The sequence below is a fragment of the Sphingomonas profundi genome (assembly GCF_009739515.1).
GTDB classification, from domain to species: Bacteria; Pseudomonadota; Alphaproteobacteria; order Sphingomonadales; family Sphingomonadaceae; genus Alterirhizorhabdus; species Alterirhizorhabdus profundi.
Genome location: NZ_CP046535.1, coordinates 722455 through 746774 on the forward strand (window position 1 = coordinate 722455; position 24320 = coordinate 746774).

Consider the following 24320-nt stretch of genomic DNA (forward strand, 5'->3'; position numbering starts at 1 on the left):
CCCTGCGCGCCTGAGCGACATCTCGGGCGGGGCCTGCCGTCATCGTATTGTGCCGGCGATGGCCGGCGCACGAACGAACGGTCGGCACGCGACGACGGACGGGCGCGTGTCGCCCGCTGTCGCGTGACCGTGCGGCCCCAGCCGCATGGTTCGTCGCTCAGACGGAGAGAGACCGTGCCTTGGCCATTCCCTGGACCACGGCAAAGAGCGACCGGTGCGCTGGCAGGTCTCCTGGCTCGCGGGTCGTCGCTCGGTTCACGGCCTTCCCGGGTCTCGCATGACTTAGCGTCCGACCCAGTGACTGTCCGTCATCCATCGGGATGGCGGACGATGTGCACCTCACTCACCGCTCACAGTTGCAGGGACAGCTTCGGATTCGGGCGGGTCGCCCCGTCCACACCGAATTCCCGTTTTAAGTCCTTTCGGACACCAGCGCGATCTTGAACCCGGCGGAGGCCGCCGGGCTCGACCGGAGCTCATAGAGAGCTTTGCCCGTCAGGCCAATCCCTCATCGCGCCGCGATGAGGGCGGTGCCTGGACGCACCCGCGCCGCGCCCGGCCACGCTTGCTCTGGGTGGACCGGCGGCTAGGAAAGCGCCTTCGCCTGCGCGAAGCGGACGAGGCTGCCGAAGCTCTCCAGCAGCTCGCCGTCCACCTCGTCATCCTCGATCACGATGCCCAGGCGATCCTCCAGCTCGGTCAGCAGGCCGGCGACCGCCATCGAATCGAGCTCGGGCAGCGAGCCGAACAGCGGCGTCGTCGCGGTCAAAGCATCGGCGCGGGCGCCGAGCCCCAGCACGTCGCGCAGCACCGCGCGGACCGCCGCCTCAACCGCCGCCGCGTCGCCCCGTGTCGCCATGCCCGATCCTCTTCGCCCCCGCCCAAGACGTGCGGACCTAGCGACTCGGCGGCGGATCGACAAGCCGGGCCACGCCGGCCGTTTACCGGGCGGTTCCACCTTGTCGGGCAAGAGGCTATCGGTGCCGATGAGGAGACGACGACGCGTGCCCGATCCCGACCAGTCATCCTGGCCAGCCGAGCGCCCGGCCGCCGGCCGCGTGCCGGCCGATCCCGCGCCGCGCCCGCTCGATCATCTGGCGCTGCGCGGCGCACGCGATGCGCCGGCGCTGGTCGACCGGACCGGCATCCTCGATCATGCCGGGCTGGATCGCGCCGTCGGCACGGTGGCGGCGGGGCTGCTGGGGCGCAGGCTGGCGTCGGGCGACCGCGTCGCCTCGTGGCTCAACAAGACGCGGCTCGCCTGCGTCCTGCCGCTCGCCTGCGCACGCGCGGGTCTCGTCCACGTGCCGGTCAACCCGCTGCTGAAGCGGGCGCAGGTCGCGCATATCCTGGCCGATAGCGGCGCGGCGCTGCTGATCGCCGGCGCCGGCCGCGCGACCACGCTGGAGGCGGGCGATCGGCCGGCCGGCACCGCCCTGCTGATCGAGGAGGACACGGCCGACCTGCTCGACCCGCCGGGCGGCGGCGATCCGCTGCCGCCATCCGCCGCTGCGGCCGACGCGATCGCCGCGATCCTCTACACGTCCGGTTCCACCGGCCGGCCGAAGGGGGTGGTGCTGAGCCACGCGAACCTGTGGCTCGGCGCGATCGCGGTCGCCCATTATCTGGCGCTCGCGCCCGACGACCGCACGCTGTGCGTGCTGCCGCTGAGCTTCGACTATGGCCAGAACCAGTTGCTCTCCGCCTGGGCGGCCGGCGGCTGCGCGGTGCCGCTCGACTATCTGACCGCGCGGGACGTGATCCGCGCCGTCGATCGGCACGCGATCACCACTTTGGCGGGCGTGCCGCCGCTGTGGGTGCAGCTTGCCGAGGGTGCCTGGCCGGCCGAGACGGCGGCGCGGCTGCGGCGGCTGACGAACAGCGGCGGGCGGCTGCCGGTGCCGCTGATCCGCCGCCTGCGCGGCCTGTTCCCGCAGGCGGACCTGTACCCGATGTACGGGCTGACGGAGGCGTTCCGCTCCACCTTCCTCGATCCCGCGCTGGTGGACACTCACCCCGACGCGATCGGCGACGCGATCCCCTTCGCCGAGATCATGGTGCTGCGGCCGGATGGCAGCGAGGCGGCGGCGGGCGAGGCGGGCGAGCTCGTCCATGCCGGGCCGCTGGTGGCGCAGGGCTATTGGCGCGATCCGGAACGCAGCGCCGTGCGGTTCCGCGCGGCGCCGGCGGCGGCGCGATCCGGCGGGATGGCGGTGTGGTCCGGCGATACGGTGATGCGCGGGGCGGACGGGCTGCTCCGCTTCGTCGGCCGCGACGACGAGATGATCAAGACCTCCGGCAACCGCGTGTCGCCGAACGAGGTGGAGGAGGCGGCGATCGCCAGCGGCGCCACGGCGGAGGCGGTGGCGCTCGGCGTGGCGGACGAACGGCTCGGCCAGGCGATCCTGCTCGTCGCGCGTGGCGATGGCGGCGCGGAACCGGCGCTGCTCGCCTATCTGAAGCGGGAGCTGCCGGGCTTCATGCAGCCGCAGCGGGTGGTGTGGCGGCAGGCGCTGCCGCGCAACGCCAACGGCAAGCTCGATCGCAGCGGGTTGCGCGCGGAGATGACGTCATGAAGCCGATGGGTCCGATCCCGCCCGATTTCGCCGCCGCCGGGCCGCTCGCCATCGGTGGCCGCAGCGCCGCCTCGCTGATCGCGGAGGCGGGCGATACGCCGCTGTTCGCCTATGACTTCGCCGCCGTGGCGCGGCGGATCGCCCGCTTTCGCGCGGTCTTTCCAGGTGTCGCGCTGCATTATGCGATCAAGGCCAATCCCTATGCGCCGCTGGTGGCCGCGATGGCGCCGCTGGTGGACGGCATCGACGTCGCGTCCGCCGGCGAGATGGCGCGGGCGATCGGCGGCGGCGTGGGTGCGGCCGACATCTCCTTCGCCGGCCCGGGCAAGCGCGATCGCGAGATCGAGGAGGCGATCCGCCTCGGCGTCACCCTAAACCTTGAGTCGGAGGCGGAGGGCGCGCGGGCGCTGGCGATCGGCGAGCGGACGGGCATCCGCCCGCGCCTGGCGGTGCGGGTGAACCCGGAGTTCGAGATTCGCGGATCCGGCATGCGGATGGGCGGCGGCGCGCGGCCGTTCGGCGTGGATGCGTCGCGCGCGGCGGCGCTGGTGCAAGCGATCGTGCGCGGCGGGGCGGAGTGGCGCGGCTTCCACATTTTCGCCGGATCGCAGGCGCTGGACGCCGCCGCCATCGCCGAGACGCAGGCGGCCACCGTCGCGCTCGCCGCCGCGCTGGCGGAGGAGGCGGGGGAGGTGCCGCCGCTGGTGAACCTCGGCGGCGGCTTCGGCATCCCCTATTTTCCCGGCGACACGGCGTTGGACGTGGAGGCGATCGGCACCGCGCTCGCCGCCACCCTGGCGGCGCGGCCGGCGGTGCTGGGCGAGACGCGCTTCGCCATCGAGCTCGGCCGCTGGCTGGTGGGGGAGGCGGGCGTCTACCTGACGCGGATCGTCGATCGCAAGACGAGCCATGGCGAGCTGTTCCTGGTGACGGACGGCGGCATGCACCACCAGCTGGCCGCCAGCGGCAATTTCGGCACGGTGGTGCGGCGCAACTATCCGGTCGCGGTGGCCGATCGGCTGGGCGACGCGGCAGAGGAGACGGCGAGCGTCGTCGGGTGCCTGTGCACGCCGCTGGACCGCCTGGCGGACAAGGTCGCGCTGCCGCGGGCGGAGGTGGGCGACGTGATCGCCGTGTTCCTGGCCGGCGCCTATGGGGCGACCGCCAGCCCGCAGGCGTTCCTCGGTCATCCGCCGGCGCGCGAGATCCTCGTCGGTGTCCCGGCGGGGGACGATCGCGCCGGGCAACTCGCCGGCCAGCCTCAATTCAGCTAGACTAAGATTATATTTACCTCGCTTGGGCACAGGGGACGCTGAAACGGTCTCCGTCCTCGCAGGGCGGGCCGGGTGTGCGCCGATCGAGGGGGTTCGCGATGACGATGTCGAAGGCCGGGTTGAAGGCCGGATCGGGGCTGATGCTGGCGCTGGCGGCGGGCGGGCTGCTGTCCGGCTGCGCATCGCAGACGGCGGCGACGGAGCTGCCACCGGCCCCGTTCGTTGAGAATCGCGAGCAGCCGGGCGAGGATTATCTGATCGGCCCGCTGGACCAGCTGACCGTGTTCGTCTGGCGCAATCCGGAGCTGGGCGGCAAGGTGCAGGTGCGGCCCGACGGGCGCATCACCACGCCGCTGATCCAGGACATGCCGGCCGTGGGCAAGACGCCGGCGCAGCTGGCGGCGGACATCAAGGCGGCGCTGGGCACCTACATCAAGGATCCGCTCGTCTCGGTGATCGTCGAGAATTTCTCCGGCACCTACTCGCAGCAGGTGCGCGTCGTCGGCGCGACCGAGAAGCCGGCCTCCGTACCGTATCGCGCGAACATGACCTTGCTGGACGCGATGATCGCCGTGGGCGGCCTCAACGAATATGCCGCCGGCAACCGCGCCCGCCTAGTCCGCTTCGACAAGGCCACCGGCAAGCAGAAGGAATATGCGATCCGCATCGACCGGCTGCTGAAGCGCGGCGACGCCACCGCCAACGTGCGGCTGGAGCCGGGCGACGTGATCATCATCCCCGAAAGCGTCTTCTGATCCGGTCGGGCGGAGGCGATGCGGTGAGGCAGGGGCACAGATGAACGGCATCTACGACGAGATCAGGATCGCGGTGCACACCGTCTGGCGGCAGCGGTGGCTGGCGCTGGCGGTGATGTGGGGCATCTGCCTGCTCGGCTGGCTGGTGATCGCGCTGATCCCGAACAGCTACGAGAGCGGGGCGCGGCTGTTCGTCTCGATGCAGTCGATCCTGCCGGAGAAGATCGGCATCAGCACCGGCGACCGCATGGCCGATATCGAGCGGGTGCGCCAGACGCTGACCTCCGCCGAGAATCTGGAGAAGGTCGTCCGCTCCACCGATCTGGTCACGCAGGCCAGCAGCGATCGCGACGTGGGCGACATGATCGCCCGGCTCCAGCGCAACATCACGGTGAAGAGTCCGCAGGACAACATGTTCCAGATCACCGCGCGCACCAGCGCGGGCGGGCTCACCGATGGCGAGAACGCCAGGCTGGCGATGACGGTGGTGCAGAAGCTGATCGACCTGTTCGTGGCCGAGAACCTGGCCGGCGACCGGGTGGAGACCAGCCAGACGATCCAGTTCCTCGACGGCGAGCTCGCCCGCCGCGAGAAGGGCCTGCAGGACGCCGAGGCCAAGCGCGCCGCCTTCGAACAGAAATATATGGGGATGCTGCCGGGCACCGGCTCCGTCGCGGAGCGGATGACGGCGGCGCGATCCGAGTTGCAGGATGTCGAATCCAATCTGGTCGCGGCGCAGAGCGCGCTCGCGGCGCTGAACGGGCAGATGGCCTCGACGCCCGCCACCGTGGCGGCGCCCAGCGTGGGCGGCGGCAGCGTGGGCGGCGCGCGCGGGCGCATCGCCGCGCTGGAGGCGCAGATCTCCGACGATCAGGCCAAGGGCTGGACGGAGCAGCACCCCGACGTGATCGCCACCCGCCAGCAGATCGCCCGGCTGCGCGGCCAGGCCGCGAGCGAGGGGCGCGGCGGCGGCACCGCCGGCACCACGCCGAACCCGATGTACATGACCTTGCGATCGATGCAGGCCGAGAAGCAGGCGACCGCCGCCGCGCTCTCCGCCCGCCGCGCGCAGCTGGCCAACGACATGGCGCAGTTCGCCGCCAAGCAGGTGGAGGAGCCCGGCGTCGCCGCCGAGCAGGCCCGGCTGAACCGCGACTATGACGTGCTGAAGCAGCAATATGACAAGCTGCTCGGCGATCGCGAGGATGTGCGCCTGCGCAACGACGTGGCGAACAAGACGGACGCGATCAGCTTCCGCGTGATCGATCCGCCCTATCTGCCGCGCGTGCCGGTGGCGCCCAACCGGCCGCTGCTGCTGGCGCTGGTGCTGGTGGCGGGCATCGCCGGCGGCATCGGCGCGGCCTTCGCCAAGGGCCAGCTGCGCACCACCTATCCCACCGCCGAGCGGCTGGCCCGGGCGAGCGGCCTGCCGGTGCTGGGTGCCGTGTCCGAGGTGCTGACCCCGGCCAACGTGGTCGATCGGCGCAAGCGGCTCGTGTGGTTCGCCAGCGGGGCGGGCGCGCTCGTCGGCTGCTTCCTGCTGCTGCTGGTCGTCGAATTCGTCCAGCGCGGACTGATGGCGTGAGGGGAAAGCGATGAACATGCAGCCCAAGCGCCCGTCGCTGCTGGAACGCGCGGCGCAGATCTACGATTTCAACGCGGCGCTGAAGGCGCGGCCGGCGCCTGCCGCCGCCGACGATCTGCCGCCGCCGTCGCCCGCCGGCTTCGCCGCGCCGGCGCCGGCCGAGCGACACCATGCCCGGCCCGGACGCACCGGCACGATCGACCGTGAGGAGCTGCGCGAGGCCGGCTACATCCTGCCCGACGCCCCCGTCAGCGCGCTTGCCGAGGAGTTCCGCATCGTCAAGCGCCAGCTGCTGCTGGCGGCGATGGACGGCGCGGACCCGCGCAGCCGCCGCATCCTGGTGGCGTCGGCCATGCCGGACGAGGGCAAGACCTTCTGCGCGGTGAACCTGGCCCTCTCCATGGCGAACGAGCGCGATATCGAGGTGCTGCTGGTCGACGCGGATGTCGCCAAGCCCTCGATCCTTTCTACCCTTGGGCTGGAGGCCGGGCCGGGCATCATGGACGCGGTGGAGGATGCCGCGATAGATCCCGAGAGCTGCGTGATCCGCACCGATCTCGCCAACCTCTCGGTGCTGCCGGCCGGCCGGCCGAGCAACGAGGCGACGGAGCTGATCGCCGCCGATCGCACCCGCGTGGTGATCGAGGCGCTGGGCCGCGTGCCCAACCGCATCACGATCTTCGATTCGCCGCCGGTGCTGGCGGCCTCGCCCGCATCGGTGCTGGCGCTGCACGTGGGCCAGACGATGATGGTCGTCCGTGCCGACCGCACGAGCGAGGCCGATCTGAAGGACGCGCTGCGCCTGCTGGAAGGCTGCGACGATATCCGCCTGCTGCTGAACGCCGCCTCCGCCGGCCTCGGCCGCCGGCGCTTCGGCACCTATTACGGATATGGCGCGTGATGCGGCGATCGACCGTTCTGCGCCACGCGCTGACGGGCGCCGCCTGCGCCGCGCTGGCGGCCGGGCCGGCCTATGCCGCGCGCAAGCAGATACTGCCCTATGTCGAGGTGCAGCAGGTCATCGACTTCGATATCGCCGGCAATGACGGGCGCGGCACCAACACCTACACCTCGGTCGCCGCCGGGGTGAACGCCTCGATCGACGCGCGCAACGCATCGGCCACGCTCGACTATCGCTACGAGCATCGCTTCGGCTGGGGCGACGGGCTGGACGATCAGGACATCCACACCGGGCTGGCGCGCGGGCGCGTGGCGTTGGTGCCGAACCTGATCTCGCTGGAAGGCGGCGCGCTCGCCACCCGCACCCGCACCGACATTCGCGGCGCGGCGCCAGAACTGCTGATCGGCGACCAGTCTAACCTGTCGCAGGTCTACGGCCTCTATGTCGGCCCGAGCCTCGCCACCACGATCGCGGACCTCGACGTCACCGCCGCCTACCGCTTCGGCTATGTGCGGGTGGAGAACAGCGCCGATTTCCGCATCGGGCCGAACCAGCCGCGGCTCGATTACTATGACAGCTCAACCAGCCACCTCGCCACCGCCAGCGTCGGCCAGACGCCGGGCCGGGCGCTGCCGTTCGGCTGGACGATCTCCGCCAGCTACGATCGCGAGGACGTCAACCAGCTCGACCAGCGATACGAGGGCAAGTTCGTCCGCCTGGACGTGACCCAGCCGATCACCCCCACGCTCGCCCTGCTGGGCGGCATCGGCTACGAGAATATCGAATCCAGCCAGCGGGCGCCGCTGCTGGACGCGAACGGCTTTCCCGTCGTCACCGGCGGCGGCCGCTTCGTCACCGATCCCGCCTCGCCGCGCCTGCTCTCCTACGATACGGACGGGCTGATCTACGATGGCGGCATCCTCTGGCGGCCGAGCCGGCGGACGACGCTGACGGCGCGGATCGGCCACCGCTACGGCGGCACCATCTTCAACGGATCGTTCGACTGGCAGATCGATCGCGACAGCGGCCTCCAGATCGTCGCCTACGATCAGATCGATACGTTCGGCCGCGGCCTCACCCGCGGTCTCGCCACGATCCCCACGCAGTTCGCCGTGGTGCGCAACCCGTTCGGCAACGCGTTCACCGGCTGCGTGTTCGGCACCACGCCGGGCGAGGGCGGGTGCCTGGACGGCGCCTTCCAGTCGATCAACACCGCCGCCTTCCGCAGCCGCGGCGTCTACGCCGTCTACTCGCACCGGCGCGGGCCGTGGAGCTTCGGCCTGGCCGGCGGCTATGCCCAGCGCAAGTATATCGCCCCGCGCATCGGCGACACCTTCTCGCTGGACGGCGTGAAGGACGAGAGCTGGTTCGTGCAGGCCAGCGTCGATCGCCGGCTGGACGCGCAATCCGGCATCAACCTGGCGGCCTATGGCGATCTGTACGAGAGCGGCATCCCCGGCGCGGGCGAAGTGCGCAGCGGCAGCGCCTTCGCCTCCTACTACCGCACCTTCGGCAACCGCCTGAGCGCGAACGCCGCGGTCGGCATCTACGCTTATGATACGGAGTTCTTCGAAACGGATGTTTCGGGTTCGCTGCTGCTCGGAATGCGCTACGCTTTCTAAACGGGTGCCGCGCCATAAGGCGAGCGGAGACGCATGATGTACACAGATCATTACGGACTGACGGGCCGGCCCTTCCAGCTGACGCCGGATCCGGCCTTCTACTTCGACAGCGCCACCCACCGGAAGGCGATGGCCTATCTGGGCTACGGCCTGGCGCAGGGCGAGGGCTTCATCGTCATCACCGGCGATATCGGCGCGGGCAAGACGACGCTGGTCGGCCACCTGATGGCGACGATCGATCGCGCCCGCCTGGCCGTCGTGCGGCTGGTTTCCACGCAGGTGGAGGGGGATGACATGCTGCGGCTGGCGGCGCAGGGGCTCGGCCTGGCGACGGAAGGCGTCGCCAAGGCGCAGCTGCTCGATCGCGTCGAACGCTTCCTCCACGCCCAGACGCGCGAGGGCAAGCGCACGCTGCTGATCGTCGACGAGGCGCAGAACCTGCCGGTTTCGGCGCTGGAGGAGCTGCGCATGCTCTCCAATTTCCAGTCGGGCGGGCAGTCGCTGCTGCAGATCTTCCTGCTGGGCCAGCCCGAGTTCCGCGAGAAGCTGCAGAAGGCCGAGAGCCTGGAGCAGCTGCGACAGCGCGTGATCGCCACCCACCATCTCGACCCGATGGACGCGGACGAGGTGCAGCCTTATCTCGAACATCGCCTGGCGCTGGTCGGCTGGAGCGGCAATCCGCGCTTCACGGCGGCGGCGTGCGCCGCGCTCTACGATCATTCGCGCGGCGTGCCGCGTACGCTCAACACGCTTGCCAACCGCCTGCTGCTGCACGGCGCGATGGAGGATCTGCGCATCATCGACGCGGACGCGGTGGAGGCGGTGGCGGACGACATGGGGCATGATGCGGAGGCCGGCCGCCCGGCGGCGCACGCCGCGCCGGCGGCCGATCACGCCGTGCTGGGCCGCATCGCCGCGCTGGAGGCGCGGGCGCAGGAGCCGGCGACCGATGCCGCCCTCGTCGCCCGCATCGCCGCGCTTGAGGCGCGCGTCGAGGAGCAGGATGCGGCGCTGCGCCGCGTGCTCACCCTGCTGATCGACTGGGCCGAGGACGACGGCACGCCGCAGCGCCCCGGCGCCTTCCGCCGCACCGGCCTCGCCTGATCCGCCCGTGCGCAACGCGCTGTCCGTCGATGTCGAGGACTGGTTCCAGGTCGGCGCGTTCGAGACGGTGATCGATCGCGCCGACTGGGCCGGCCTGCCCGCGCGGGTGGAGCGCAACAGCGACGCGGTGCTCCGCCTGTTCGCCGACGAGGGCGTGAAGGCGACCTTCTTCACGCTCGGCTGGGTGGCGGAGCGGCACCCCGCGCTGATCCGCCGCATCGTCGCCGCCGGGCACGAGATCGCCAGCCACGGCTGGGATCATGCCCGCGTCTTCACCCTGACGCCCGATCAGTTCCGCGCCGATCTGGCGCGGGCGCGCGCCGCGATCGAGGACGCGGGCGGCGTGCGCGTCACCGGCTATCGCGCGCCCAGCTTCTCCATCGACACCCGCACGCCCTGGGCGCACGCGATCCTGGCGGAGGAGGGCTATGCCTATTCGTCCAGCGTGGCGCCGGTGAAGCACGATCATTACGGCTGGCCGGAAGCGCCGCGCTTCGCCTTCCGCCCGGTCGCCGGATCGGCGATGATCGAGCTGCCGGTGACGACCGCGCGCTTCGCCGGGCGCACCCTGGCGGCGGGCGGCGGCGGCTTCTTCCGGCTGCTGCCCTACGCCTTTTCGCGCTGGGCGATCGGGCAGGTGAACCGCACGGAGCGGCGACCCGCCATCTTCTACTTCCACCCGTGGGAGATCGACCCCGGCCAGCCGCGCGTGGCGAACGCGCCGCTGCGCTCCCGCGTGCGCCACTACAGCCGACTGGGCGCGATGGAGGGCAAGCTGCGCCGGCTGATCCGCCGGTTCGACTGGGGCCGCGTCGACCAGGTCGCGGCGGCGCAGGCCGCCGGCCTGTGAACGCGATGACGCAGGTGCGGGCCGAGGGAATCGTGGTGGAACCCCTCGATTCGGCGGCCGCCGGGTCGGGCGAACAGGTTCTCTCCTGGCTGCGGGCGCGGCCCGACGCCACCCCGTTCCACCTGCCGGCGTGGAGCCTCGCCGTCGCGGTCGGGTGCGGCCAGCCGGCGCATTATCTGGTCGCCCGGCGCGGGGCGAGGATCGCCGGCGTGCTGCCGCTCAGCGCCATCCACTCGGCCCTGTTCGGCCGCGCGCTCGTCTCCAGCGGCTTCGCCATCGGCGGCGGCATTCTGGCTGAGGATGCGATCGCGGCCGAGGCCCTCTGCGCCGAGGCGTGGCGCCTCGCCGAACGGCTGAGCTGCCCCTCGCTGGAGCTGCGCGGCGGCTGGCTGCCGGAGGGGGAGGGCTGGCACGTGTCCGGCGGCAGCTATGCCGGCTTCGTCCGCCCGCTCGCCACCGACGACGCGGCCGAGCTGCTCGCCATCCCGCGCAAGCAGCGCGCCGAGGTGCGCCGCGCGCTTGGCTTCCCGCTGACGGTGGAGATCGGCCGGGGCGAGGCGGATCGCGCCGCCCACTATGCGGTCTACAGCGCCAGCGTGCGCAATCTCGGCACCCCGGTCTTTCCGCGCGCGCTGTTCGATGCGGTGCTGGAGGGGTTCGGCGAGGATGCCGACATCCTCACCGTGCGGCACGAGGGGCGGCCGATCGCCAGCGTGCTCAGCCTCTACTTCGCCGGCGCGGTGATGCCCTATTGGGGAGGCGGCACGGCCGAGGCGCGGACGTGGCGGGCCAACGACCTCATGTATTTCGCGCTGATGCGGGCCGCCCGCGAGCGCGGCTGCACACGCTTCGATTTCGGCCGGTCCAAGCCCGGCACCGGCGCCTTCGCGTTCAAGCGCAACTGGGGGTTCGATCCCGCGCCGCTGAGCTACGCGGTGCGCACCGCCGATGGCGTGCGCCCGCGCGAGGTGAACCCGCTGAACCCGAAATATCGCGCGCAGATCGCCCTGTGGCAAAGGCTGCCGCTGTGGCTCGCCAACCGGCTGGGGCCGCCGATCGCGCGCGGGCTCGGCTGATGGGGGACATGTTGTTCCTCGTCCACCGCGTGCCGTTTCCACCGGACCGGGGCGACAAGATCCGTTCCTATCACCTGCTGAAGGCGCTCACCGGGCTGGGCCGCGTCCACTTGGCCTGCTTCGCCGACGATGCCGCCGATCTCGCGCATGCCGAGGCGCTGCGCCCGCTCGTCGCCTCGCTGCATGTCGAGCGGCGGACGCGCTCGCGCGCGGCGGCGCTGCTGGCCGCCGGGCGGGCCGGCGGGCCGGTCTCGGTCGCCATGTTCGACAGCCGGACGATGCGCCGCTTCGTCGCGGAGAAGGTAGCCGGCGGGCGGATCGCCACGATCGTCGCCTTTTCCGGCCAGATGGCGCAGTTCGTGCCCGCCCGGCGCCACGGCGCGCGCTTCGTCATGGACTTCGTCGACGTCGATTCGGCCAAGTTCGCCGCTTATGCCGCCGATGCGCGCGGGCCGATGCGGCGGCTGCACGCGCGCGAGGCGCGGACCCTGGAAGCGTTCGAGATCGCCGTGGCGCGGGATGCGGATGCGAGCCTGTTCGTCAGCGAGGCGGAGGCGGCGCTGTTCCGCCGGGCGAGCGGTTTGGGCGCGGATCGGGTGCGCGCGCTGGGCAACGGCGTGGATCTCGCTTACTTTGATCCGACGGCGGATTTCGCGAAGGTGGCCGCGCCGCTGCCCAAGCCGCTTCTCGTGTTCACCGGGCAGATGGACTATCGGCCGAACGTCGCCGCCGTCACCCGCTTCGCCACGCGCAGCCTGCCGGCGATCCGCGCCCGCTTTCCCGCCGCCGCCTTCGCCATCGTCGGCCGCAACCCGGCGCCGGCGGTGCGCGCGCTGGACGGGCAAAGCGGCGTGATCGTCACCGGCGCCGTGGCGGACGTGCGCGGGTGGCTGGCCGCCGCCGACGTGGTGGTGGCCCCGCTCGATCTGGCGCGCGGCATCCAGAACAAGGTGCTAGAGGCGATGGCGATGGGCCGCCCGGTCGTCGCCTCGCCCGCCGCGTTCGAGGGGATCGCGGCGGAGCCGGGGCGCGAGCTGATCGTGGCGGACGCCGGCGGCGAGGCGGACGCCGTCGTCGCCCTGCTCGCCGCGCCCGACCGCGCCGCCGCGATCGGCGCCGCGGCGCGGGCGCGGCTGGTGGCGGACTATGCTTGGGCGCGGCAGCTGGCGCCGCTCGCCGCGCTGGTGATGCCCGAGGCCGCGGCGCTCGAAGCGGCGGCATGATGGCGCTGGAGCCGGCCCTGGCGGCCGCGATGCCCGACCGCACCCACGCCGATCCATGGCGCCTGCATCTGGCGCTGGTCGGCGGGGTGTGGCTCGCCATCCTGCTGATCTTCGCGCGCGATGCCGCGACGATGGCGGATATCTGGTGGAACAGCTCCACCTTCGGCCACTGCCTGTTCGTCGGCCCGATCATCGCCTGGCTGGTGTGGCAGCGCCGCGCCGAGCTCGCCCGGCTGGTGCCGCACGCGTGGGCGCCGGGCCTGTTGGTGGTGGCGGCGGGCGCGGCCGGCTGGCTGCTGGGCGCCGCCGCCGGCGTGGCGCTCGCCCGGCATCTGGGGCTGGTGGTGATGATGCAGGGCGCGGTCGTCGCCTGCCTTGGCCGCGACGTGGCGCGCGGCCTGCTGTTCCCGCTCTGCTATATGCTGTTCCTGGTGCCCGCGGGCGACACGCTGGTGCCGCCGCTGCAGACGCTGACGGCGCGGATGTGCATGGGGCTGCTCGGCGCGTTCGGCGTGCCGGCGCGGATCGAGGGCGTCTTCATCACCATCCCGAACGGCTATTACGAGGTGGCCGAGGCCTGTTCCGGCGTGAAGTTCCTGGTGGCGATGATCGCCTACGGCGCGCTGGTGGCCAACGTCTGCTTCCGATCGTGGACGCGGCGCGGACTGTTCATGCTGGCGGCGATCGTGGCGCCGGTGCTGGCCAACGGGGTGCGCGCGTTCGGCACCATCTATGTCGGCTATCTGACGGACGGCGACGTGGCGGGCACGTTCGATCATGTCGTCTACGGCTGGGTGTTCTTCGCCGTGGTGATCGCCGCGCTGATCGGCCTCGGCTGGCGCTTCTTCGATCGCGGGCCGAACGATCGCTGGTTCGACGCGGCCGATCTCCAGCCGGTGGCGCCGCTGCCGGACCGGCCGGGCCGCGCGCTGGCGATCGCGGTGGCGGCGATCGCGGTGGCGGTGGCGCCGATCCTGTGGTCGGCGGCTATCGCGGCGGGCGGCGCGGCGACGCTGCCGCGTCATATCGAGCCGCCGGTGGTGCCGGGCTGGACGCGCGTGGTGGACCGATCGCATCCGTGGACGCCGCGCTTCACGGGCGCGGATCACCGCATACAGGCCTATTATGGTGATGGGCGGGGGCATGTCGTGACGCTCGCCATCGCCGTCTACGGCGATCAGGCGGAGGGACGCGAGATCGTCGGTTACGGCCAGGGGGCGATCGATCCGGAGGGCGACTGGGCGTGGACCGACGATACGGTCGCGCCGCCCGCCGGCCGCGCCTTCCGCATCTCCGCGCCCGGCCCGCTGGTGCGCGAGGTCGCGACATTCTATCGGGTGGGCGGCATCGTGACGGGCAGCGAAGTGGGCGTGAAGCTGGAGACATTGCGGGTGCGCCTGCTGGGCGGACGGCGGCGGGCGGTGGCGGTGCTCGTCTCCGCCGTGCAGCCCGATCGCGCCACCAGCACGCGACCGGCGATCGACGCCTTTCTGAAGGCGCTCGGCCCGATCGACCGGCTGGCCGACGGCATGGCGGGCGGCTGACATGTGCGGCATCGCCGGCATCTTCCACATCGGCACGGCCAAGCCCGTGGATCCGCAGCGCGTGCGCGCGATGACGGACGCGCAGGCGCATCGCGGTCCGGACGGCGAGGGCGTGTGGACGGCGCCGGGCGTCGGCCTCGGCCACCGCCGCCTGGCGATCATCGACGTCGCCGGCAGCCCGCAGCCAATGGCGACGGAGGACGGCGCCCTCACCATCACCTTCAACGGCGAGATCTACAATTTCATGGAGGTGCGGCGGGAGCTGGAGGCGCTGGGCCACGCCTTCACCACCCACGGCGATACCGAGGTGATCCTGCGCGGCTGGCGGCAGTGGGGGCCGGCGGTGCTGCCGCGGCTGAACGGCATGTTCGCCTTCGCCATCCACGATGCGGCCGAGAACAGGCTGTTCCTGGCGCGCGACCGCTTCGGCGTGAAGCCGCTGCATTATGCCGAGCTTTCCGACGGCGCGGTGATCTTCGCCTCGGAACTGAAGGGCCTGCTCGCCCATCCGCTGCTGCGCCGCGCGCCCGATTTCACCGCCGTCGACGATTATCTCGGCCTCGGCTACGTGCCGGACGACGCCTGCATCCTGGCCGGCGTGCGCAAGCTGCCGGCCGGTCACTGGCTGGCGCTGCGGCGCGGCGAGCCGCTGGCGTGGCCGACCAAGTGGTGGGACATCAGCTTCGCCGATCGCGCGCGCGGATCGGTGGCGGCGCGCGAGGCGGAACTGCTCGATCTGCTGCGCCAGGGCGTGCGATCGCGCATGGTGGCGGACGTGCCGCTCGGCGCCTTCCTGTCGGGCGGGGTCGATTCCTCCGCCGTCGTGGCGATGATGGCGGAGGCGAGCCCGCACGCGGTGGAGACCTGCTCGATCGGCTTCGACGAGGCGAGCCACGACGAGACGCGCTACGCGAGGATCGTCGCCGATCGCTTCGCCACCAGCCACCGCACCCGGCACGTGGCGGCCGGCGATTTCGGGCTGATCGACACGCTGGCGCACGCCTTCGACGAGCCGTTCGCCGATGCCTCCGCCTTGCCCACCTATCGCGTGTGCGAGCTGGCGCGCGAGCGGGTGACGGTGGCGCTCTCCGGCGACGGGGCCGACGAGGCGTTCGCCGGCTACCGCCGCCACGCCTTCCACCTGGCCGAGGAGCGCGCCCGCGCGCTGCTGCTGGGCGGCGCGCGCGCGGCGATCGGCGCGCTGGGCGATCGCTTCCCGAAGCTCGACTGGGCACCGCAGCGGTTCCGCGCCAAGACGACCCTGCAGGCGCTCGGCCGCAGCGGCGAGGAGGCCTATGCGCTGAGCGTGGGGGTGACGCCGCCGGCGTTGCGCCACCGCCTCTACGCCCCGGCGGCGCTGGCGGCGCTGGCCGGCCACCGGGCGGAGGATCGCTACGTGGCGGCGATGCGCGCGGCGCCGGCGCGCGACGCGCTCGACCGCGCGCAATATGCCGACCTCAAGATCTGGCTGCCGGGCGACATCCTGACGAAGGTGGATCGGACGAGCATGGCCGTATCGCTGGAGGCGCGGGAGCCGCTGCTCGACCATCGCCTCGTCGAGTTCGCCGCGCGGCTGCCCGTATCGATGCGGGTGCGCGGCGGCAGCGGCAAGTGGCTGATGAAGCGCGCGCTGGGCCGTTATCTGCCGGACGAGATCCTGCACCGCCGCAAGATGGGCTTCGTCACCCCGATCGGCGCGTGGTTCCGCGGGCCGCTGGCGGGCGCGGCGGACGCGATCGCCCACGGATCGGCGCTGGCCGAGACCGGCTGGTTCGACGCGGGCGCGATCGCCGCGCTGGCGGCCGATCATCGCGCCGGCCGCAGCGACCATGGCCGGCTGCTGTGGCAGCTGCTGATGCTGGACAAGGCGCTCGGCCGGCTGTTCGGGCTGGGGCAGGCGCGCGCGGCGTAGCGGCCTTTGCGTAACGAAATGTGGCCGGGGGCGGCACGGCTGGACGCGGCCGTGCGGCTGCGGCACAGGCGCGCGCGATGCGCCACCCCGCCTTCCTGATCGCCGCCGGCCTCGCCGCGACGGCCGCCCCGGCGGCGGCGGAGACGGTGACGGACGAGCAGGTCTGGCTGAACGCAACCGTGATCGGCACCGTGCCCGGCAGCAGGCTGGCCTATTTCCTGGAGGCGCAGCCGCGCTTCGTGGACGGCGCCGGGCGGCTCGGCCAGCTGATTCTGCGGCCGGCGATCGGCTGGAAGGCGTCCGACCGGGTGACGGCCTATGCCGGCTACGCCCATGTCGTGCTGCCAGTGGAGAGGGCGCGCGACCGCAATGAGGACCGCTTGTTCCTCCAGCTGAGCTGGACGCTACCCAAGTCGGGCGCCGGCACGCTCTCGTCCCGCACGCGGCTGGAGCATCGGCGGCTGTCGACCGGCTCCGACACCGGCTGGCGGGTGCGCGAGATGATCCGCTACGTCCACCCGCTCGGCCGGCCGCAGCGCACGCGGGCGCTCGTCTCGGCGGAGGCGTTCGTGGCGCTGAACGACACGGACTGGGGCGCCCGCGCCGGCTTCGACCAGCTGCGCGGCTTCGCCGGCGTGGAAATCCCGCTGGCGGGCAGGACGACGATCGAGGCGGGCTATCTGAACCAGCTGATCAACGATCCGGGCGGGCGCAGGCGGATGAACCACGTGGCGTCGCTGAGCCTGTTCGTCCGGCCGTGAACGGGCGAGGTCTGGCTTTGGTGGAAAGCGGACGAACGACGGATCGCCGCAAACTCTAACGCAAGCGACACTTCCTGTTCTCGCGACTTAGTTCCGTTGGCTCGGCGGCGGATCGGAAGGTAATCTCAACCCGGCGGTTCCACCTAATGTCTTCACCAGCCTCAGGCGTAAACAGCGGTCTCTGCTCGCCGAAGCTCACTAGGTCTATACGATCAGAGTTAAATCCGTATCTAATGAATTCTGCTGCGACTAGGCGCGCGTAGCGGCAACCGCGATTTAGATTGGCAGATATAGATTGTCCGGCCTCGGTAAATCCCGATATTGTGAGCCAGACATTCTCACGGTCTCTCAACTTTGAAACCCATTCAATGATAGATAGTTTGTGCCGATTCTCAAGCTTACCTTGAGGAATTACTATGATCGGAGGCCCCTGGGGGATTTCAGCACTAGCTGGAAAGATCACAAAAGCCGCTGAGGCGGCTACAGCGGTCAAGGCGTCTTTCATAATCGGTGCTTATCATCGTCGAATGTTCAAGCCAAACCGGCTCTGAAGCGTCCGTTTCTGCGCGACATCCGCTATCCCCGCGCCGCTACCCCGCCATCCATCCCGCCAGCGCCTGCCGCGCGCGTGCCGCCATGGCCGGCTTGCGCTCCTTCTTCCTCGCTTCGGGCATTGGCGGGAACAGGCCGAAATTGACGTTCATCGGCTGGTACGTCTCCGCCTTCGCGCCGCCGGTGATGTGGCCCAGCAGCGCGCCGAGCGCCGTCTCCACAGGCGGCGGGGGCAGCGCGCGGCCGGCCAGTTCGGCGGCGGCGAAGCGGCCGGCGAGGAGGCCGATGGCGGCGCTCTCGATATAGCCCTCGCAGCCCGTGATCTGGCCGGCGAAGCGGATGTGCGGCGCGCTGCGCAGCCGCAGCTCGCCATCCAGCAGGCGCGGCGCGTTGAGGAAGGTGTTGCGGTGAAGGCCGCCGAGCCGGGCGAACTCCGCTTTCTCCAGCCCCGCTATGGTGCGGAACAGGCGCACCTGCTCGGCATGTTTCAGCTTCGTCTGGAAGCCGACGATGTTCCACAGCGTGCCCAGCGCATTGTCCTGCCGCAGCTGCACCACGGCATAGGGCCAGCGGCCGGTGCGCGGATCGTCCAGGCCCACCCCCTTCATCGGGCCGTAGCGCAGGGTCTCAACGCCGCGCTCCGCCATCACCTCGATCGGCATGCAGCCGTCGAAATAGGGGGTGTCCGCCTCCCATTCCTTGAAGGCGGTCTTCTCGCCGGCGATCAGGGCGGCCTGGAAGGCGAGATATTCGTCCTTCGTCAGCGCGCAGTTGATGTAATCCTTGCCGTCTCCCTTATTCCAGCGCGACTGATACCACGCGACATCCATGTCGATCGTCTCGAAATGGACGATCGGCGCCAGCGCATCGAAGAAGGCGAGCGCCTCCTCCCCCGTCTCGCCGGCGATCGCTGAGGCGAGGGAGGCCGCGGTGAGCGGGCCGGTGGCGACGATCGCCGGCCCGTCCGGCAGCGCATCCACCCGCTCGCGCACCAGCTCGATCAGCGGGTGATCGGCGATGGCCTGCGTGACGGCGGCCGAGAAGCCGTCGCGGTCCACCGCCAGCGCGGAGCCGGCGGGCACGCGGTGCGCGTCCGCCTCGCGCAATATCAGCGAGCCGAGCGTGCGCATCTCGGCATGCAGCACGCCCACGGCGTTGCGCTCCGGATCGTCGGAGCGGAAGCTGTTCGAGCAGACGAGCTCGGCGAGGTCGCTGGTCTTGTGCGCGGGCGTGCCTTCCACCCCGCGCATCTCCGACAGGCGGACCGGGATGCCGGCCTCCGCCAGCTGCCAGGCCGCCTCGGAACCGGCGAGGCCGCCGCCGACGATGTGGATACGATGCGTCATCAGGCGAGGCGATAGGCGAGCGGTGCGAGCGGGGAAAGCCCGGCCTTGCCCGGCGCCGCCGCACCGGCCGCAAATCGGTTCCACCCGCCTAGCAATCGCTCTAGGTCAAACCAACCGACGGGAGGGGCGGATGACGGACGAACTGCTGTGCGAGAGCGAGGACGGGGTCGCCCTCGTCACCCTGAACCGGCCGGACACGCGCAATCCGATCTCCGATCAGCCGATGATCGACGCGCTGGTCGCGCTGATGCAGCGGCTGGACGCGGACGAGGCGGTGCGCGCGATCGTGCTCACCGGCGCCGGCAGCGCCTTTTCCACCGGCGGCAACCTGCGCGAGATGGCGGCCGGCACCGGCCTGCACGATCCGCTGCCGGCGCGCACGCGGAGCAATTACCGGCACGGCATACAGCGCATCCCGCTGGCCTTCGAGGCGCTGGAGACGCCGGTGATCGCGGCGGTGAACGGGCCGGCGGTGGGCGCCGGCTGCGATCTTGCCTGCATGTGCGACATCCGCATCGCGGGCACCGCCGCCCGCTTTGCCGAGAGCTTCGTCAAGGTGGGCCTGGTGCCGGGCGACGGCGGCGCCTGGCTGCTGCCGCGCATCGTCGGCTTCGCCAAGGCATGCGAGCTGGCGCTGACCGGCGACACGATCGATGCGGCCGCCGCGCTCGCGTGCGGGCTCGTGTCGGAAGTGGTGCCGGACGCGGCGCTGATCGGCCACGCCCGCGCACTCGCCGGCCGCATCGCCGCCAACCCGCCGCACGCGGTGCGGATGACGAAGCGGCTGCTGCGGCAGGGCCGCACCGTCGATCTCGCGACCGCGCTGGAGGCGGCGGCCGCGATGCAGGCGCTCTGCCACGCGACGGACGAGCATCGCGACGCCGTCGCCGCCTTCCTCTCGCGCGGCAAGGCGGGCTAGATCACGCCGCCAGCCACGTTCCGACCAGCGCGGCGGCGGCGAGGAAGGTGACGAGCGTGGTGACGCCGCCGAGCAGGTTGGTGAGCCAGCCGTTCGTGCGCTTGCCCATCACCGCGCGATCGTTCGTCATCAGCATCATCATGAACAGCAGCGGCGGCACGGAGAAGCCCTGCACGATGCCGGACCAGACCAGCGCCCGCATCGGGTTGAAGCCCAGGAAGTTCAGCCCCACCGCCACGGCCGTGACGACCGCGATCGTCGCGTAGAACAGCGGCGCGTCGGCCGCGCGCGCGTTCAGGCTGCCCTCGCGGCCGATGCCCTGCACCAGATCGTAGGCCGCGCCCGTCGTCATCACCGGCACGGCGAGGAAGCCGACGCCCACCACGCCCAGCGCGAACAGATATTTGGCGGCCGGGCCGGCCAGCGGCTCCAGCGCGGCGGCGGCGTGGGCCGCGCTGTCGATGCTGGTCTGCCCGCCGGCGTGGAGCGTGGCGCCGGTGGAGAGGATGATGAAGTAGAGGATCACGTTGGAGAACAGCATGCCGACTATCACGTCGCGCCGCGTGCGGGCGAGTTCGGCGCGGGTGGCGCCGCGCCGCTGCCACCAGTGCCGCCGCCCGTCGGCGATCTGCTCCTCCACCTCCTGATTGGACTGCCAGGTGTAGATATAGGCCGAGAGCGAGGTGCCGATGCAGGCGACGACCATCGCGAGGAACTCCGCATCCGGGCGGATGCGCGGGGTGACGGTGCTCGTCAGCACCTCCCGCCAGTCCGGCCGGGCCAGGAAGGCGGCGGCGACATAGGCGAACAGCGCCAGCGTGAGCCACTGGAAAATGGAGCGGAGCAGCTGGTACGAGCCGAGGAACTGCAGCGCCAGCAGCATGGCGGCGCTGCCGATAACGATCAGCGGGATCGGCACAGGCACGATCAGGTTCAGGGCGGCGCCGATGCCGCCGAGATTGGCCGCGGCCTCGATCACGTTGCCGGTGAACGCGCCCACCATCAGCGGGTAGAGCAGCCCGCGCGGGTAGCGATCGCGGATGATCGCGAACAGCCCCTTGCCGTAGACCTGCCCCAGCTTGGCCGAGAGATAGACCACCGCATACATCATCGGCAGCAGGACGGGCGCGATCCACAGGAAGCCCAGGCCGAAGCGGGCGCCGGCGCTGGCATAGGTGCCGATCGCCGAGGGATCGTCGTCCGCCGCGCCGGTGATGATGCCGGTGCCGATGACGCGCAGCACGCCGCCCTTGCGTCGCGGCGGCGCGGCCTCGCTCATCGTGGGCCGGCGCGCATGGCGTCAGCCGCCCGCCGCATAGATGCGGTCGAGCATGTCGGCGACCGTCACCAGCCGTTCCGCCGCGGGATCGAAGCGGGCGCCGGCGGCCAGCTGTACCGCCCAGTCCGCCGCCGCGCGGCCGCCCCAGTCGTCGGGCGGGGTGGCGATCGTCTCGCTGGCGGTGCCGGAGAAGCGTTCGGCGGTGAAATCGTAGAAGGAGCCGCCCACGTTGCGCAGCGCCGCGCCCCCGTCCGTGCCGTAGAAGGCGGCCGCGATCTCCGCATCGCGGCCGGCGTGCAGCCGCCACGAGCAAGCGAGCCGCACCACGGGCCCGTCGGCCAAGGCGAAGCTGGCGATGGCATGATCCTCCACCGCGTCGCCCGCCAGCGGCGCGCCACCCGCCGACAGGCTGGCGCACACCGGCCCGCGCGTGTCCGGAAAGCCCATCGTCCAGAGCGCGAGATCGACGAGGTGGACGCCCAGATCCATGACGCAGCCGCCGCCGGAGAGCGCGCGATCGTAGAACCACGGCTTGTCCGGCCCGTAGGCGTTGTGGAAGACGAGATCGATCGCGTAGATCCGCCCGAGCGCGCCGGAGCGGACGAGCGGCGCGATCGCGCCCACGCCGGCGGTGAAGCGGTAGGAGAGGTCGACCGCGAGCAGGCGATCGGCGGCTCGCGCGGCATCTACCACGCCGCGCGCCTCCGCCGCCGAGCGGCCAAGCGGTTTCTGGCAGAACACCGCCGCACCCGCCGCCAGCGCGCGGATCGACTGTTCGGCGTGCAGCGCGCTGGGGCTGGCGACGACGACGCCGTCGAGGCCGAGCGCCAGCATCTCATCCAGCGAGGTGACGATCGTGGCGCCGGGTGCCAGCGCGGCGGCCTCGGCGATCATTCCGGCGGACGGATCGGCGATCGCCGCCGGCTCGATCGCGCCGGTGGCGATCATCGCCGCCATGCGGTGCCGCCCGATCCAGCCGACGCCGAGAAAGCCGATCCTCGGCCTAGCCACAGGTGACGAGCGCCTTGACGAACCCGTCCGGCTTGTCCCGCGTGTCGTCCAGCGCGTCGCCGAGCCGGTCGAGCGGATAGACGTGGGTGTAGAGCGGCGCGGGATCGAAGCGGCCGGAGGCGACCGCCGCCACCGCCTCCCGCACGCCGCGCAGGCGTACCGCCAGGTCGCGCTCGTGCGCGTTCACCACGTCGATGCCTTTCCAGTTCCAGTTCTGCATGTTCACCTGGCGCGGGCCATCCTGATGGTAGCCCGCCACGATCAGCTTGCCGCCGAAGCCGACGAGCTCGCCCGCCAGATCGAGCGGCCACTGCTTGCCGACGGCCTCGATCACACGCGCGCACATCGCGTCGCCGGTCAGCCGCTTCACCTGATCGATGATCGCCCAGTGATCGTCCATCGCGATCGTCTCGGCGGCGCCATAGCGACGGGCGAGATCGAGCGAGGACTGCCGGCGCGAGATGGCGATCACGCGCGCGCCGGCATCACTCGCCAGCTGCGTCAGGATCGCGCCGAGAAAGCCGATGCCGATGATCGCCACCGTCTGGCCGGGCGCGATATCGCTGCGGCGGAAGATGTTGAACGCGCAGCCGAGCGGCTCGCCGGGGAACGGCCGGCCGGCCAGCGCCTCTGGCAGCGCCACCACCTCCGCCGCATCGGCCACGTCGTAGCCGGCGAAGCTGCGGCCGGAGAGGGTGGCGACGCGGTCTCCAAGGGCGAGGCCGCGCACGCCGGCGCCGATCGCATCGACAATACCCCAGCCCTCGTGGCCGGGGCCGCCGGCCTCGCCGGGGTAGGTCAGCCATTCCAGCCCGGCCCACGGCTCCAGATTGGAGGCGCAGACGCCGCAGCCTTCCAGCCGGATGCGGACCTGGCCGGGGCCGGGCTCCGGCAGCGGCACCTCGGCGAAGCGGATCTCGCCCGGCGCGGCGAGGATCGCGGCGCGCATCGTGGTCGCGTCCGGTGCGGCCACCGGGGCCTCCGCGTCTACGCGCATTGGGTCGCCCGGGCGCTGAGCGCGGCGGTGGCGCCTATCTCCTCGGCAAACCAGGCGGCGGTGCGGGCGAGGCCGGTTTCCAGCGGCACCTGCGGCGCCCAGCCGAGCAGCGCCTGGGCGCGGCCGATATCCGGCCGCCGCCGGCGCGGATCGTCCTGCGGCATCGGCTTGTGGACGACCGGCGCCTCCGTGTCGACGATCGCGAGGATGCGGTCGAGCAGCTCGTTCACCGTCATCTCCGCCGGATTGCCGAGATTGACCGGCTCGGTGCCGTCGATGTCGCTCTCCATCAGGCGGATCAGCCCCTCCACCATGTCGCTGACGTAGCAGAAGCTGCGCGTCTGGCTGCCGTCACCATGCACGGTGATCTCACGGCCGGACAGCGCCTGGCAGAGCAGGTTCGAGACGACGCGGCCGTCGTCCGGATGCATGTTGGGGCCGTAGGTGTTGAAGATCCGCGCCACCCGCACGGCGGCGCGGCCCAGGCGGGCATAGTCGAAGGTCAGCGCCTCGGCCGCGCGCTTGCCCTCGTCATAGCAGGCGCGCGGGCCGGTGCAGCTCACCCAGCCGCGATACGCCTCCACCTGCGGGTGCATCTCCGGATCGCCATACACCTCGCTGGTGGAGGTGAGGAGGAAGCGCGCGCCGGCCTGCTCGGCCAGCCGCAGCAGATGGTGCGTGCCGAGCACGTTGGTGAGCATCGTGTGCTCGGGATCGGCCTGATATTGCGGCGGCGAGGCGGCACAGGCGAGATTGTAGACGCGCGTGATCTCGCCCGCACGGGCGGCGACGGCGGCGGGCAGCGGGTTCACCACGTCCGCCTCGATGAACGAAAAGCCGGGCAGCGCCTCCAGCAGCCGCAGGTTGGACGGGCGGGCCGTCTGCAGATTGTCGAGGCAGAGCACCTCGTGGCCGCGTTCCGTCAGCGCGCGGCACAGGTGCGAGCCGATGAAGCCGGCACCCCCGGCGACGATTGCGAGCCCGCGATTGCCTGCTGCCATGTCCTGCTCCTTAGCCAGTCTCTCATGTCGTT

At 71.5% G+C, this 24320-nt stretch carries 20 protein-coding genes and 1 riboswitch; of the genes, 14 read left to right on the plus strand and 6 right to left on the minus strand.

All coding sequences use genetic code 11. The features are described 5' to 3' along the window. Positions 1-204: 204 nt before the first annotated feature. Positions 205-449: riboswitch (cobalamin riboswitch) on the minus strand. A gap of 137 nt (positions 450-586) precedes the next feature. After that, positions 587-859: an acyl carrier protein gene (locus GNT64_RS03310; protein ID WP_156678215.1), complete on the minus strand. Its 273-nt coding sequence runs from the start codon at positions 857-859 to the stop codon at positions 587-589. A gap of 127 nt (positions 860-986) precedes the next feature. On the opposite strand from GNT64_RS03310, the gene GNT64_RS03315 reads away from it, so the two are divergent. From GNT64_RS03315 to GNT64_RS03375, 13 genes are all read left to right on the plus strand, one after another. Then, positions 987-2576, plus strand: a complete 1590-nt coding sequence (locus GNT64_RS03315) for an acyl-CoA ligase (AMP-forming), exosortase A system-associated (RefSeq protein ID WP_156678216.1) — start codon at positions 987-989, stop codon at positions 2574-2576. Beyond that, complete coding sequence (locus tag GNT64_RS03320) at positions 2573-3850, plus strand: pyridoxal-dependent decarboxylase, exosortase A system-associated (protein ID WP_156678217.1); 1278 nt, start codon at positions 2573-2575, stop codon at positions 3848-3850. Before GNT64_RS03315 ends, GNT64_RS03320 begins: the two co-directional genes overlap by 4 nt. 140 nt (positions 3851-3990) lie before the next feature. After that, the gene (locus tag GNT64_RS03325) at positions 3991-4605 is read left to right on the plus strand and encodes an XrtA/PEP-CTERM system exopolysaccharide export protein (RefSeq protein ID WP_156681398.1); all 615 of its coding nucleotides are present in this window, start codon (positions 3991-3993) and stop codon (positions 4603-4605) included. A 40-nt stretch (positions 4606-4645) separates the two neighbouring features. Continuing rightward, the gene (locus GNT64_RS03330) at positions 4646-6190 is read left to right on the plus strand and encodes an XrtA system polysaccharide chain length determinant (protein ID WP_156678218.1); all 1545 of its coding nucleotides are present in this window, start codon (positions 4646-4648) and stop codon (positions 6188-6190) included. Between the two features lie 10 nt (positions 6191-6200). Continuing rightward, on the plus strand, positions 6201-7091 hold the full coding sequence (locus GNT64_RS03335; protein WP_156678219.1) for a P-loop NTPase family protein: 891 nt from the start codon (positions 6201-6203) through the stop codon (positions 7089-7091). Then, a complete protein-coding gene (locus GNT64_RS03340; RefSeq protein ID WP_156678220.1) occupies positions 7088-8713 on the plus strand; it encodes a porin family protein in 1626 nt (541 codons plus the stop codon). The genes GNT64_RS03335 and GNT64_RS03340 overlap by 4 nt, the downstream gene beginning before the upstream one ends. 36 nt (positions 8714-8749) lie before the next feature. Beyond that, the gene (locus GNT64_RS03345) at positions 8750-9817 is read left to right on the plus strand and encodes an XrtA/PEP-CTERM system-associated ATPase (protein ID WP_156681399.1); all 1068 of its coding nucleotides are present in this window, start codon (positions 8750-8752) and stop codon (positions 9815-9817) included. Between the two features lie 7 nt (positions 9818-9824). Next, positions 9825-10667 carry an XrtA system polysaccharide deacetylase gene (locus tag GNT64_RS03350; protein ID WP_156678221.1) on the plus strand — a complete coding sequence of 281 codons (843 nt, stop codon included), beginning with the start codon at positions 9825-9827 and terminating at the stop codon, positions 10665-10667. Positions 10668-10672: 5 nt separating this feature from the next. Then, positions 10673-11743 (plus strand): FemAB family XrtA/PEP-CTERM system-associated protein, encoded by a 1071-nt coding sequence (locus GNT64_RS03355; RefSeq protein WP_156681400.1) that lies wholly within the window; start codon positions 10673-10675, stop codon positions 11741-11743. Continuing rightward, positions 11740-12966, plus strand: coding sequence for a TIGR03087 family PEP-CTERM/XrtA system glycosyltransferase (locus GNT64_RS03360; RefSeq protein ID WP_231639465.1), 1227 nt, complete (start codon positions 11740-11742; stop codon positions 12964-12966). Before GNT64_RS03355 ends, GNT64_RS03360 begins: the two co-directional genes overlap by 4 nt. Further along, complete coding sequence (xrtA, locus tag GNT64_RS03365; protein WP_231639228.1) at positions 12963-14510, plus strand: exosortase A; 1548 nt, start codon at positions 12963-12965, stop codon at positions 14508-14510. The genes GNT64_RS03360 and xrtA overlap by 4 nt, the downstream gene beginning before the upstream one ends. A 1-nt stretch (position 14511) precedes the next feature. Next, the gene (locus tag GNT64_RS03370) at positions 14512-16422 is read left to right on the plus strand and encodes an XrtA/PEP-CTERM system amidotransferase (RefSeq protein WP_156678223.1); all 1911 of its coding nucleotides are present in this window, start codon (positions 14512-14514) and stop codon (positions 16420-16422) included. A gap of 77 nt (positions 16423-16499) precedes the next feature. Beyond that, complete coding sequence (locus GNT64_RS03375) at positions 16500-17183, plus strand: DUF2490 domain-containing protein (protein ID WP_156678224.1); 684 nt, start codon at positions 16500-16502, stop codon at positions 17181-17183. Between the two features lie 590 nt (positions 17184-17773). Here the strand turns inward: GNT64_RS03375 and trmFO are convergent. Continuing rightward, positions 17774-19081, minus strand: coding sequence for a methylenetetrahydrofolate--tRNA-(uracil(54)-C(5))-methyltransferase (FADH(2)-oxidizing) TrmFO (gene trmFO, locus GNT64_RS03385; RefSeq protein WP_156678226.1), 1308 nt, complete (start codon positions 19079-19081; stop codon positions 17774-17776). Between the two features lie 130 nt (positions 19082-19211). On the opposite strand from trmFO, the gene GNT64_RS03390 reads away from it, so the two are divergent. Continuing rightward, on the plus strand, positions 19212-20000 hold the full coding sequence (locus tag GNT64_RS03390) for a crotonase/enoyl-CoA hydratase family protein (RefSeq protein WP_156678227.1): 789 nt from the start codon (positions 19212-19214) through the stop codon (positions 19998-20000). Position 20001: 1 nt separating this feature from the next. Here GNT64_RS03390 and GNT64_RS03395 read toward each other — a convergent pair whose 3' ends face one another. From GNT64_RS03395 to GNT64_RS03410, 4 genes are read right to left on the minus strand one after another with little or no spacing between them, the layout of a single operon-like run. Then, positions 20002-21279 (minus strand): NRAMP family divalent metal transporter, encoded by a 1278-nt coding sequence (locus tag GNT64_RS03395; protein WP_156678228.1) that lies wholly within the window; start codon positions 21277-21279, stop codon positions 20002-20004. A 21-nt stretch (positions 21280-21300) separates the two neighbouring features. Next, positions 21301-22290 (minus strand): Gfo/Idh/MocA family protein, encoded by a 990-nt coding sequence (locus tag GNT64_RS03400; RefSeq protein WP_156678229.1) that lies wholly within the window; start codon positions 22288-22290, stop codon positions 21301-21303. Then, positions 22283-23263 carry an MDR/zinc-dependent alcohol dehydrogenase-like family protein gene (locus GNT64_RS03405; RefSeq protein WP_231639230.1) on the minus strand — a complete coding sequence of 327 codons (981 nt, stop codon included), beginning with the start codon at positions 23261-23263 and terminating at the stop codon, positions 22283-22285. Before GNT64_RS03405 ends, GNT64_RS03400 begins: the two co-directional genes overlap by 8 nt. 14 nt (positions 23264-23277) lie before the next feature. Beyond that, positions 23278-24288, minus strand: coding sequence for a UDP-glucuronic acid decarboxylase family protein (locus GNT64_RS03410; RefSeq protein ID WP_156678230.1), 1011 nt, complete (start codon positions 24286-24288; stop codon positions 23278-23280). Between the last annotated feature and the right edge of the window lie 32 nt (positions 24289-24320).